The sequence below is a fragment of the Photorhabdus thracensis genome, assembly GCF_001010285.1.
Lineage (GTDB): Bacteria > Pseudomonadota > Gammaproteobacteria > Enterobacterales > Enterobacteriaceae > Photorhabdus > Photorhabdus temperata.
This window is the reverse complement of the sequence record NZ_CP011104.1, coordinates 287369-300618: the sequence shown is the minus strand read 5'-3', so window position 1 is coordinate 300618 and position 13250 is coordinate 287369. Positions and strand designations below refer to the sequence as shown.

The window sequence follows — 13250 nt, the reverse complement described above, 5'->3', positions numbered from 1 at the left end:
GAAATGAGGGTGATATAAATTTAATGGAATTTAAAGCGCTATTTTATGTTTTTGGTGATGGCATTTAAAAATATATTAATGATATTGCCGGTATAATAAAAAATCGGCATAATGCTGATTTTATTTACTGATGGTTTTTATTTTAGTTTATTGTTAAATCACATTAAAGGTATGAAAAGCAATACTGTTCAATGGGATAAAATAGTATTAAATAATTTTAAATGGATGTATTTAGTTAAATTATTTATTTGTGGGTTTTGTTATTCCTGTTTTTTATGAATGATTATTTAACTGGCTTATAAAAAAGTTTATTCTTCAGTTGAAAACGTTATTAAAGCAGGTTAATTTTAGAAAATAGATTGTCTGATTAACCGCCTAATATTTTTATTTGTCTTTTTCCACGTGGTATATAAGCATTAATAAAACCAATTCTTTTTCTTATTTTCACTTATGGATTTATGATAGGCAGATTTTAAACTTTTATTAAAAGCCATTTTTTTAACTTCTGGTTTTAACTTATATAATAAGGTTTTAGCCGTTTTTTTACCACTTTTAACGCCTGATTTTTGTTAAGTTTAATCATTATGGTATGTTGTGTTTTACATTTAATCAACGTTAATCATACTCGCTTTTTATCTTTATTAACGCTGTTTTACTGGCAATTCTGAGCAGTTTTTACAAGTTATCTTCTTGTATTTTATCTTCATAAATTAACTCGTAAATAGCCTGATGGTATAAAGATACCTTTTTATGTTTTTCGAATAATATCTTTTTTTGCTGATTTATTTCAATTTTCTGTTAATGACAGGGAATAAGCCGTTTTTAGGTACTCTGTCCATTTTCAAAATCTGGTATTAGTGGGCGTTTGTTTTTTCCCTTTAGCTAATTAATCACCGAAAAGAAAACAGCTTACCAATCGCCAAAAAAGGGAAAACAAGTAAAAAGAGAAACGACATAATGTTAAAAAGATGACAAATTTGTAAAGCGATTCTTATCAGTCAGCCGCCAGGAAACTTTGTCCTTCAACGGGTGACGGAAGCCACATTACCCTCCTTAAATATGGAACCATCTATTGACGGAGATGTTGCCCGGTGAAAGATGTATATAATGGCCGGACATCTCTCCCCAAATAAAATTAAGGTAAAGAACCCGCCAATTTGCGCTAATCGTTAAACCGATAAGAAGCATGGAGGGTGTTGCTCTATTTATTAAAAAGCAAGTTATCCTTATTTTATGGAATTCTTTTGTTTTCATAATTATTATTACTATTCAGTGCATTGTGAAGATAAATATATCGCTTTATCTGAGCCACAGTATGGTAGATATTTTGTAAAAATATCACTAATAATATCCGTATTAATCCATTGTTTCTGACTATTTCTACCACGCATTATTCTGCATCATAGAATTTATTCTCATTCGCATTAACCTGGCTGATAATTATTTCTTTTTTACTTCTTCTACTAAGTATTTGGCTTATTATGTTGTGAATATAAAAATGACTTTAGCTGCGTGAAATTTTTAATAACCAATTGAAAAATAATAAATTATTAATATATCCCTCATTGCCAAATTGCCCTGTTAATAATAAAACAGAGAAATCTCTATCACCTTATGAAAATAAATACAATATGTTTTTTAAAAATATTCCATATCGTTTGGGTTATGTTTATATGTTGTGTGCTTTTTCCGTCATAGGTCAGTTCTTATGACTGATTTGTTTTGTGCAAAAAGTGCTATAGGATAAAAAATGTCTTGATTTTATATAAAACTGTTTAGAAAATCGCCTTTTTCTAGGGAATGGCTTGTCTGGTAAATTCATTTATTTATTGGCACAGGCATTGTCGGTTTTCTCTTATTTGTTGCCTGGTTATCTGCCTGCTCTGAAATATCTGAATCCGGTTTTTTGTTTCTAAGATGCGTAATGGCATGACCATCATGCCATTCATTCCATCTTTATTTTTTAAGGAACTACTGGTGATACAGAGTTTTCAAAAAGAGTCCCCTAAAGTGCGTATTAATATCAAATTAGATTTACACACGGGTGGTGCGCAGAAAAAAGTTGAGTTGCAGCTGAAATTATGGGTGATGGCTGAATTTAGCCTCGCTGTTAACCTGACGGTTCAAAATACCCTGGCTGAAAATGGCAGCGAAGAAAATATCGCACTCACTTTCCGACAAATAAACGATTTCGAGCCTGAGCAAGTGGTCCGCCAAATTCCCCAACTGCGGGCTGCGCTGTTTACAGCCGGTCGAACGGGCATTGGGCAGGGCGTTGGATCTGTTCCTGCCAGCGACCACAACAGGTACCCGTTTTTTCACACACGTCGTCAGTGCAGGCGACATGAAAATCACCTGGACTGACCAGGTGTGATGGCGGGTGTCACAGGCCCCGCTATGGAACCCCTAAAACAAATCATGACCTTATGGGCCTCGGTATACGGCTATGGGCGGTAGCGTACCTGAAGCGACCGAGAAGCAAGTGGGAGGAAATTATGAACAACACAACCCCGGCGATCATCTTTGATCACAGCCGCTACAAACTGAACGTGTGGAAAAATACTGCGCCGCTGGATGTGGTGGCGTTTAGCGGGCAGGAATTCTTAAGCCGGCCTTTTCGTTACGCCATTGAATTCACCAGCCCGGTGAAAGATATCAAACCGGCGCAGATGCTGATGCGGGACGCTTCGTTTACCCTGACGTCGCCCGCGATTAATCCGGGAATGCGGGGCATGCCGGTGATACCGCCGGCGCCGCTGCGCACAATCTACGGGGTAATCAGCGAATTTAAGCTGTTGTCCACCTCGCGGGATGAAAGCCGTTACGAAGTGACCCTGGAGCCGCGGCTGGCTCTGTTATCGAGAAGCCGCCAATTCGCCATTTATCAGAAAATGTCGGTACCGGAAATCGTGGAAAAAATCCTGCGTGAACGACACGGTTTTCGCGGCCAGGATTTCTTATTCACCCTGGCGTACCCCTGCCCGAAGCGGGAGCAGGTGATGCAATACGACGAAGATGATTTACGTTTTGTGCAACGCCTGCTGGCGGAAGTGGGGATCTGGTACAAACTGACCGCGGACGATCGGCTGAAAATTGACGTGGTGGAGTTTTACGACGATCAGCGTTACTACCAGTTTAATGTCTATATGCCGGCGCTCAATCCGTCAGGCATGCACGGCGGGGAGGAAGATGTGGTGTGGGGCATGGAAACCGCACATCAGGTGGTGGAAGGCAAAGTGGTGACCCGCGATTATGACTACCGTGACGCGCTGCCGCAATACGGTATGGATGCCGAAGTGGATGTGACGCGGGGCAATGAGACCCTGTATGGCGAAGCGTACCATTATCGGGATAACAACTACCGGGTGTTAGGCAACCGTTACGACCTGGATCCGGCAGTGGAAAGCGGGGTGTTCCATTCCCGGCTGCAACATGAACGTTACCTGAATCGACAGACTCAACTGCGGGGATTGACGACATCCGCGACGCTGTTACCGGGCCAGGAGTTGAAAGTCAGGGGTGAAGCGCCGGAAGCCTTCCGTAAAGGGGCAGTGATAACCGCTATTCGCAGCAGTGCGCGCCGGGATCGCAGTTTTGAAATGGCATTCACTGCGATCCCCTACGCGGAAAACATCTGTTTTCGACCTGAATTGATCCCCAAACCCCGGATAGCGGGCACCTTGCCGGCCAGAGTAAGCAGCACGGTCGTGAACGACCCGTACGGGGATATTGATAAAGACGGGTTGTACCGGGTGGCGTTTGATTTTGACCGGGCGGAATGGCCGCAAGGGGGAGAAAGCCTGTGGGTGCGTCTGGCTCGTCCCTATGCGGGTGACACCTACGGTTTTCACTGGCCGTTGCTCGAAGGTACCGAGGTGGCGATCGCATTTGAAGGGGGCGACCCGGATCGGCCCTATATCGCCCATGCGCTGCACGACTCAAAACACCCGGATCACGTCACCTTGTTCAACTACAAACGCAATGTCCTGCGTACCCCGGCGAATAACAAATTGCGCATGGACGATGAGCGCGGTCGGGAGCACATCAAACTGAGTACCGAATACGGCGGTAAGAGCCAGCTCAATCTGGGGCATCTGGTCGACAGCCAGCAACCGCACCCGGATAAACGGGGTGAGGGCTTTGAGTTGCGCACCGATGACTGGGGCGCGATCCGGGCCGGGAAAGGGTTGTTTATCAGTGCGGATAAACAGGCCAACGCGGGGGGAGACGTGTTGGCAATGCAGGCGGCAATCAGTCAGTTACAACAGGCGCAGGCGTTAACCGAAGCATTACGGGGTGCGGCAGAAACCGCCAAAGCTGAATTAGCGGATTTGCAGCAACAGAAGGCGTTATTGAGTGACACGTTGACGGAACTGAGAAAATCAGCGCTGTTACTTTCCGCACCCGAGGGTATTGCTCAGACGACGGCGAAAAATCTCCAGCTTTCCGCAGGGGAAAATATTATCGCCACCAGTGGGAAAAATACCGATTTCAGTGTGCTGAAAAAATTCACGGTAGCAGCCGGTGGGATTATCAGCCTGTTTGCCGAAGAGCTGGGGATCAAACTGTTTGCCAGCCGAGGGCGGATAGATATTCAGGCGCAGGGTGATGCGATGGGACTGGAGGCGTTGAAAGACATCACGGTGAGCAGTCATGAAGGCAAAGTGATCATCAGTGCCAAAGAGGAGATTTTGCTGGCCTGTGGCGGGGGATATATCCGTATTGGCAACGGACAGGTGGAAAGTGGGGCGCCCAATAACATTATCCAGCGGGCGGCGGTGTGGCAAAAATTTGGTGGGCAGAGTTTTAATCAGATGGCTTCCCAACGTGAGACAACGGATTTTGCTATAACACCGCAGGTGCTCTGGCCTTTTGATGATTCACCGGTGAACCATCAAAGCAGCCTTTTACACAATCAGGACAATAGTCAGCAACCTTCGACAACCGACTCGGATGGTAAGGTGACCAAACAGCAGCAATTAGGGGTGGAAGCAATGAAGTTCTATTTAAAAGAAGGTAAGGAGTAATGATGTCCGATTCATCAGAAAAAATTGTTGTTCAGCCTGTTTATGACGAGCATGGCAGGCTGTATTACCCGTTAGTTAATGCGCCCAGTGAAAAGAACCTGACGGCGATTTGTTATAAGGTGCCAAACCGGGTTATTCCGGTGATTTTTCTGCCGGGGGTGATGGGGAGTAATTTGCAGGATAAAAATGGAACGCCAGTTTGGCGTTTAAACAGCAGCTTGGGTGCTTTGAAGGACTGGGTTTTAAAGGGCGCAGAAGATCGAAAAAAGTTGCTTGATCCGGAAAATACTGTTGTCGATTCACGGGGCAGAGTAGACGACAATCATAAAGAAGGCCCTAAATTTCCTTCGCGAAAGGAGCGAGGTTGGGGTGAGGTCGCCTATATGAGCTACGGCGAATTTTTGCCCTGGCTTCAGGCGGCGCTGGATGATCAGGATGAGTTATTGCATAACCGGTTGAATAAGACGGGAAAGCAGACACTGCGTCAGCAACTGGAGTTGATGGATTTACAGGCTGAGATGGGGGAAGCCAAACTGACACGGGATGAAATTAAGCTGAGTTATCAATATCAGTTTCCGGTTCATGTGATGGGGTATAACTGGCTTCAGTCTAATGTGGAGTCAGCAAACCGGTTGGCGGACTATATTGACCAAGTGGCTACGGGCTATAAACGGCGGTGTCAGCCTTGTGAGAAGGTGATACTGGTCACGCATTCGATGGGAGGACTGGTGGCACGTCACTATTCAGAAATATTGGAGGGGCATGACAGGCTCCTGGGGATTGTGCATGGTGTGATGCCGACATTTGGTGCACCGACGGCTTATAAGCGGATGAAAGCAGGTGAAGGTAGCCCGACTGGATTAGTCATAGGCAAAGATGGCGGTCAATTCACTGCCGTGATGGCGCAGTCACCGGGACCACTTCAGTTATTACCCGGTTTGAGATACGGTAAGTGGTGGTTGAAGATTGAGGATGGAAATACACGCTATAGCTTACCGGAGCGTGATCCTTATGAAGAAATCTATTTGCAGCGCGATAAATGGTGGGGATTATGCGAAGAACGTTTAATTAACCCGGAAAATAAGGCAAAAAACCGGTCAGTAATGCAGGCAGATTGGGATAACTTCACAAAAATAATCAGAAAAGATGTGCGTAGTTTTATAGAAGAATTAAATGGCTGTTATCACAACAATACCTATGCTTTTTATGGTAACAGTACTAAACACCTCTCTTATGGCACCGTCCGTTGGGTAGCACGTAAAGATTATTTTAATCGGAAAGGTAATCTTGAACTGGCATTTAATAGCTCGATATTTGACCCGATGAATGCGGAGCTTTCAGATATGCGCAGTGTCAAATATCCAATAAAACCTGGAAATGACTATTCTCTAATACAAACTTTTACTATAGCGGATCCGCAAGAGCCCGGTGATGGCACGGTGCCAGTTGAGGGAGGGAAATTTACCGCCAGCGGTCTGCGTTCAATATTGGGGGCGGAGGTTGACCATGAAGGGGCCTATAATACTGACGATACCCGTTTTTTTACCCTGCGGGCGATTGTTAAAATAGCGCAATCTGTTAAACAAACATCTCTGGCCTATCCTGATGAATAGAAAAAAAGTACTGGTTATTGCAATTGCCAGCCTGCTTGCGCTGGTGTTTTACGGGGTGTGGCACTGGTTGCAGCCCTATCCCCCACATACTGTGTTAAATCAGAAGGAAAAATTAGCTGTGGACAAATTGTTAACTAACTTACAAACCCGTTGTATCGGCCGATATCTGGTGGATTTACCGGAAAACTATCATGATACGGTGAATGCTTCCCGGGTGAACGATCATTGGGTAGAAACCCAACGGATCTATTTACCTGCCTTTGAACAGCGTATTCAATTACGGGAGCAGGTATTACGGCAGACAAAAACGGTGAAGGGGATTGATATGCCCTATTTAAAGAATATTTACCCTGTTCCTCAGGGGATGAAAGGGATTATTTTTGAACGCATAGAGAACGTAAGCGTTGATGATGCATTCAGAGTACTGGAGGCTTATTTGTACAGTAATGGAGTAGCAATTAAAGTAGAAATGAAAACGACAAATGGTTCAGCCACTCGTTATGACAAAGACAGGGCATCCTACCCTGTTGTATATGCTAATACAGCTCAGAAAGATTTAGCTACACTGAGGGATTTATTATCCCGTATACACGGACGTGAAGAAACGGAAATTCCGACTACTGCGGGAAGTTGTATTTACAATGCTTTTATTGCAGATAATCAAAGAGATAAAGAAGATATCGGTGCATTATATAAAACTGGCCCGGATAATTATTTGAATGTGAGAATACAAACGAATAACTATATCCGTGAAAAAGACAGTATGCTGGAGCGTATCGGCCAAATTAAAGCATTTCTGTACCGGGGTGATATTTTTCGTAAAGGCGCGCGAAAAATTAATGGGCTGGATACCGAGGAATTATTGGCGGTGGGATTACAGCCGGATAGTGATGATCCGCGTTATCAGTTTACGTTACTGGCAAATGAGAAAACCGGCGGAAAGAAAACACCGGTCTTTGATTTGACAGTGGTCAATGATGAAGAGACACCAACAGCTTATACCCAGAATGAAATAGTAGCGTTCTGGGATGCTATTAGTCAGACCGTCAGAGTCAGACCCGGCGCTTTCTATTCCCAATAACATGCGTTTTAAATTAAATCCTTCATAGGGATATAAGGGTTAAAAATCAGGGTGGGAAAGGAGCGGTGGACTATGCGATGGCTTCACTGAATGTGACTGAAACCGGCAGCGCATTTTTAGACCGCTTAATCGACCAGTATTCAACCTTATCGGAGAGCAATATTGTCTGGCGCTCGTTACTGCTGAATAACCCGGACGTGATGGCGGAAATGAGCGGATTTTTGCAACAGATGTCCATGAATAAGGGGGATGTGAAACCCGCAAAAACCGAAGAGTTTATGGACATTGTGTCGTCATTGAGCGGGAAACTGGTCGAGGCTTACGATAAGGCGAATGAAGCGCTGGAAAAACCGCCTAAGGCCAACAGCTCATTTGCCCGTGCGATGCTGCATTGTGACCGGCGACTGGTCACGCTGGGTGATAGGTTCTTTAACTTTACCCGTTTAGGGAAAGTGCTGAACAGCTGGAATGAAATGCTGAGTAAAACGCTGTTCTCGGTGATTTCCGGCGTGCCGTTTGATCAGGCGGTTGAACTGTCGGTATCGCAGCTTAAAGATGGCGATGAGTTTAGGCAGCAGGTATTGGCGGATCTGAAAAAATCGAGAGTGGAAGACCGGTTGAAAAAAAGTAACGATTATCGGTCTGATTTTAAAAAATTTGCTCAAAGTGCTGAAGGAGAACCGGTATTAAAACAATCCCGGATTAAATTACTGGTTTTGATTTTCAATGGGTTGGAGTTTGCCAATCAGTTAAAAGAGAGTAAAGGGGATACAAAGGGCCACGCCCAAGTGACTGCGGCGTTTTTAAGTACACTGAGTACCGCGATGGAGATTGTGACGCCGGCAGTTGAGCACGGCATAAAAAATATGGCGGCGACTGACACCATTAAGTTTATTGGGGCGAGTGCAGGCACACTCGCTTCTACACTAAATTTGGGGGTTGATATCAGTAACGCTTTTTCTGAATGGTATGGTCAAGGGCGCTGGCAGTTTATTGGTCTTTACGGCCTTAAAGGTGCTTATGATTTTGCGCAACTTACCAAAGCATTAAAAGGTTTATTAGAAGTATTGGTTGAAAGGGCATTGCTTGCGCCTAAGAATTTACTCGTTGAAGGGGTGGCAAGGCTTTTGGCATGGGAATATCTTGCCTGGCTGCTCAGTTGGGAGGCGATGCTCGTTATTTTTATTGTTGAAGAGTTAGTGACGTATTTTTCTGATAATGAGTTACAAAAATGGTGTCGGGGTTGTGTGTTTGGTTTGGAGCCGACAAAAAGTTTGAAATCAACCCAGTTGATTGACCCTGAATCACAACGAAGTACGCTGTATGAACAACAATGTAAAGGCTTTGCTGACGCAATGAAGGATTTGTCATGAGTACTTGTCGCCCTTTTAAAGATGCCATTGACTTTAAGGAAATAAAAAGTCAGAGAAAAGACATTGATATATCGATAGAGGTTAAGCGAGAAAGGATTCAACGTTGTCCTGAAGATAGAGCCGAAGTGGAAAAAGCAATAGCGGAGCTTCAGGCTCAAATCCCGGCATTGGATGCAATATTAGCAAAAGAGCCGCCATTGCCTGAATTACCACCCAAAGTTCTGCTTATTAAAGTCACTGGGGTATTCAGGGCGGGATTCCACTTTGTGCAAGAATAAATCAATAGGTGAATATTGATAATCTTGTTCATTCAATACGCCTTTATCAATAGGTTTTAATAGTGGTTGCGTGTGTTTTTCGAACTTATTTTATTATCTGGTGTGGTTATTTATACCTGGTAATAGTGGTGTGTCCCTAAATTTTATTAATTCAATCTTAACCAAAAAGGAAAAGAAAATGAAAACTGAAATATTAGCAAATATGCAAACTCGTTGTGTTGGGCGTTATCTGATTGATATTCCATTAGTATTTGAAAATATCATCAATACTGGGATATTTATTGGTGATACAAGAATAGAAACCAAGCGTTTGCATTTATCCGCATTTGAACAGCGGATACAATTAAGGGAGCAGAAGTTAAGGGTGACCAGGACTACTGATCCAAAAGATCTGCCCTTTTTAAAAAAAGTTCATCATCTTCAGGGGAATTTATTCGGTGTTATTTTTGACAGAAATAACAATGTCAGTGAACCCGGCTTTATCCGAGTGTTAGAAGCCCATTTATATGATAATGGCGTGGCTTTTATCATAGAGATGAAGTTTATAGAAATCTCAGATGATAAATACAGTTATTCAAAAAAACTTTATATAAAGTCTGGGATGGTCGAAAGCCAATATAGAATGCTTTCTCAAACTTTGGACAAAATGCAAAGGCTTATTTCCAGAATCAGTGGCAGAAAGGATAGAGAAATCCCAACAGTGGCAGGAATCTGTATCCCTGATGGTTTTATTGCCAGTCATGATAATGATGATGAGAAAGTAAATATGACGTTTGTCTATCAGGGAAATGAGGATGATCATTTCACATTCGGTATTGAAATAGTTAATGGCCTTAAAGAAGGTTATTTACTTGAACGTATTGGTGAAGATGAAAGGGATTGGTTCGTTAATTGTGGCAGGGTAATAAGAAAGGGGGAAAGAGAAATAAACGGTATTCATGGGGAAGAGTTATTAGTCGTAGGTCTGCAACCTTTTGATAGTAATCCTCGGTATCGATTTGATTTTATTATCAATGATATGGTAGTGGATGAAGAAAAAGTCTGTGTTGGTATTATGTCAATGAATTACCAGTTACCTTCAACGCTATATACCGAAGATGAACTGATTATGTTTTGGGATGTAATAACGAAAACCTTTCGTAAAAGGTCGGACACTTGCTGATAGCGATAGAAATACGTTTTAAATTAAAACCGTTATCGGGATATAAAGGTTAAAAATCGCATCTGTTCTCTTTGGGATGAGGATGGGTGTTTTTCAAATAATCAAATGTAGCAGGTGGGGAAAATATAAAATTGTGTTATTTGTGACTCCTGCTGTGGTATTGGCTAGTGTCTTTATTGTTGTTATCTATGTGATTTTGTTATCTGCATTATGCTACTTTTTTCGTTGAGATAATAATTTTAACGTCAATGATAAGGCATTTTGATATAAGGTGTTGTTTTGTGTGTTAATTGTTTATTGTGCGATCTCTTCATTAATTAAATACAGAATATAATTATATCTATAACTCTGTTATTGCCTGACGGGTATCCGCAAGCTTTCTCTCATTTGGGGGCAGAAGAGTATGCCATTGTGTGCCAAATCTGGCAGCGCGAACCTATGCTGCGTAAACTGGGTGATCAGACTATTACACCGTACCCCCGATATATGTCAGGATTTAAGCCTGGAAGGCAGGGGGGGTTGCTGCATTCATTGCCAATCTGGATATCGTGGGAGTGGTCACCACTTCGGATAATCCAAATATCTGTTGTCTGGATTGTGGAAGTCAGTATTAGGTTGCATGTCTGGCACTGGCAGTTTTTACCCGATGCACTGTAAAATGCCATTTGATCCCAGGGTGAGATCACGAACGTTATTTAATCAAAATTAATCCATTTGACCCACGAATTCAATTGTGATCTTATACTCCTTTTTTCGGGAGTACCCTAATGGAACTTGATGCTTTTTCTCAACATTTCGGTGAAATCAAAGATCCCCGCCAGTCTGCCAAAATCAGCTATCCTCTGTTTGATGTGCTTTTTCTGACAATGTGTGCCGTCTTGACGGGCGCTGAAGGTTGGGAAGATATCGAAGACTTTGGGAATATGCGCATTAACTGGCTTCAGGAAAAGGGATTTTTTCAAACCGGCTTACCTGTACATGATACAATAGCGCGTATCATTTCCCGCCTTGACCCTGTCCAGTTTCAACACTGCTTTATTCGCTGGACGCAGGCGGTAAGCAAACGTACCGAGGGTGAAATCATCGCGATTGATGGCAAGGCATTACGGGGAACCGGGCATTGGCATAAACGATTATCGGCTATCCATATGGTGAGCGCATTTGCTACGGCCAATGGCGTTGTCATGGGACAGTTAAAAACTGAAAAAAAATCTAATGAAATCACTGCGATCCCGAAGTTAATTGATTTACTGGACATCAAAAGTTGTTTGGTCACCCTTGATGCGATGGGATGCCAGACTAAAATTGCTAAAAAAATTATCGCCCAGGGGGGTGATTATCTGCTGGCGGTAAAAAATAACCAGGAAACGTTACATCGCGCAGTTAAACAAACACTGTCAGCGCAAGTCACTGCCGTCAGCCAATCAGAAAATGTCTGTATAGAACAAGGGCATGGGCGAATTGAATTACGTGAATATCATGTATTACCGGCGGGCGAACTTGCCTCGCAATTTCCGGAATGGGAAGGCTTAAAAAGCATTGGTGTGGCAATACGATATCGCCTTGATAAAGCGAGAAAAAAAGAATCACTGGATTATCATTATTATATCAGCTCTGCGGAACTTGAATCAGACCGTTTTAGGGAGGCGGTACGGGGCCATTGGGGTATCGAAAATTGCGTCCATTGGGTGCTTGACGTATCAATGAATGAAGATGCGTGTGCCATTCGTCGCGGGAATGCTGCTGAGATATTAGCGGGTATGCGGCACTTCTCGCTTAATATGCTGCGTGCAGAAACCAGTGTAAAAGCCAGCATGCGACGCAAAGCAAACATGGCCAATATGAGCAGTGAGTATTTGGACAAAGTTTTAATTGCAGGCTTTCAGGTATTGGGCAAGAAATGAACATTCATGCTCTTGCCCTGCATTTGATCCTTTTGTCAAAATGGGATCAATATATTGTTTCAGCGGTAGTCTTATTAATTAAGGCTGCCGCTGTCATTATCAGTAATTGAAAATTACCTGAATAGTTTGATAATAAGATTTTTAAGTCAATAAGAATTTTTCTGGTACATAATGATGAAAATTATTCGCCAGACAATATTCTTCCAACTGTTTACTGGAATTGATGCCTATCTTGCTATATATCCGCGATATATATGTTCCAACAGTACGATAAGCGATGTTCAATCTCTGTCCAATCTGTTTTCTGGTGTATTTCTGTAAAAAGAAGAAAATGATATCCCACTCCTGTTGAGTAAAAAGATCTGTTGGTGGTTGGAGTATAATGGATGATGGTAAATTTTTATGATATTGATGTAATTGGGCTAATGAATATTCTTTGGCTTTCCATCCATGGAAAAGGATTCCGATACATTCGTTCTCATTATTATATAATGGGAGCTTTTCCTGGAAATAAGATGATAGGATTTTTTCTTTCCCGTATACATGTGTTTCAAGTGAACATATTCTTCCTTTTTTTGTCATTACATTTTTATCATGGGTAATGAATTCTTTTGCAAACTCAGCGCCATCCCAAGGAATTTCATTATCAAAAAGCCCTTCATAATCAAATGAGTCAGAAAGGTTTTGGATGTTTTTAAATGCTTGATTACCATAAATAAAGCATGAATTTTCATCTTTGACTCCCCACGGTTCATTACTTATTTCCATTGTGTTGATAATCTGAGGTGATATTGTATAGTTTTTCATAGAAA

Annotated in this window: 10 protein-coding genes; 9 read left to right on the top strand and 1 reads right to left on the bottom strand. The window is 42.6% G+C overall.

The features are described from left to right. Positions 1 to 1977 precede the first annotated feature (1977 nt). The 9 genes from VY86_RS01000 (at position 1978) to VY86_RS00965 (ending at position 12438) form a co-directional block, all read left to right on the top strand. The gene (locus VY86_RS01000) at positions 1978 to 2364 is read left to right on the top strand and encodes a type VI secretion system contractile sheath small subunit (RefSeq protein WP_158020007.1); all 387 of its coding nucleotides are present in this window, start codon (positions 1978 to 1980) and stop codon (positions 2362 to 2364) included. A 131-nt stretch (positions 2365 to 2495) separates the two neighbouring features. Further along, positions 2496 to 5027, top strand: coding sequence for a type VI secretion system Vgr family protein (locus VY86_RS00995; protein ID WP_046973613.1), 2532 nt, complete (start codon positions 2496 to 2498; stop codon positions 5025 to 5027). A gap of 2 nt (positions 5028 to 5029) precedes the next feature. Then, positions 5030 to 6640 (top strand): esterase/lipase family protein, encoded by a 1611-nt coding sequence (locus VY86_RS00990; protein ID WP_046973612.1) that lies wholly within the window; start codon positions 5030 to 5032, stop codon positions 6638 to 6640. Continuing rightward, positions 6633 to 7721 (top strand): T6SS immunity protein Tli4 family protein, encoded by a 1089-nt coding sequence (locus VY86_RS00985; protein ID WP_046973611.1) that lies wholly within the window; start codon positions 6633 to 6635, stop codon positions 7719 to 7721. The genes VY86_RS00990 and VY86_RS00985 overlap by 8 nt, the downstream gene beginning before the upstream one ends. Before the next feature lie 77 nt (positions 7722 to 7798). Beyond that, positions 7799 to 9094 (top strand): T6SS effector BTH_I2691 family protein, encoded by a 1296-nt coding sequence (locus VY86_RS00980; RefSeq protein WP_228940370.1) that lies wholly within the window; start codon positions 7799 to 7801, stop codon positions 9092 to 9094. Then, positions 9091 to 9372, top strand: coding sequence for a hypothetical protein (locus tag VY86_RS00975; protein WP_046973610.1), 282 nt, complete (start codon positions 9091 to 9093; stop codon positions 9370 to 9372). The genes VY86_RS00980 and VY86_RS00975 overlap by 4 nt, the downstream gene beginning before the upstream one ends. Before the next feature lie 178 nt (positions 9373 to 9550). After that, positions 9551 to 10534, top strand: coding sequence for a T6SS immunity protein Tli4 family protein (locus tag VY86_RS00970; RefSeq protein ID WP_046973609.1), 984 nt, complete (start codon positions 9551 to 9553; stop codon positions 10532 to 10534). 411 nt (positions 10535 to 10945) lie between these two features. After that, positions 10946 to 11191 (top strand): hypothetical protein, encoded by a 246-nt coding sequence (locus VY86_RS24375; protein ID WP_158019883.1) that lies wholly within the window; start codon positions 10946 to 10948, stop codon positions 11189 to 11191. 110 nt (positions 11192 to 11301) lie between these two features. Further along, positions 11302 to 12438 carry an ISAs1 family transposase gene (locus VY86_RS00965; protein ID WP_046973608.1) on the top strand — a complete coding sequence of 379 codons (1137 nt, stop codon included), beginning with the start codon at positions 11302 to 11304 and terminating at the stop codon, positions 12436 to 12438. A gap of 141 nt (positions 12439 to 12579) precedes the next feature. Here VY86_RS00965 and VY86_RS00960 read toward each other — a convergent pair whose 3' ends face one another. After that, positions 12580 to 13245: a LuxR C-terminal-related transcriptional regulator gene (locus tag VY86_RS00960; RefSeq protein WP_046973607.1), complete on the bottom strand. Its 666-nt coding sequence runs from the start codon at positions 13243 to 13245 to the stop codon at positions 12580 to 12582. Positions 13246 to 13250: the final 5 nt, after the last annotated feature.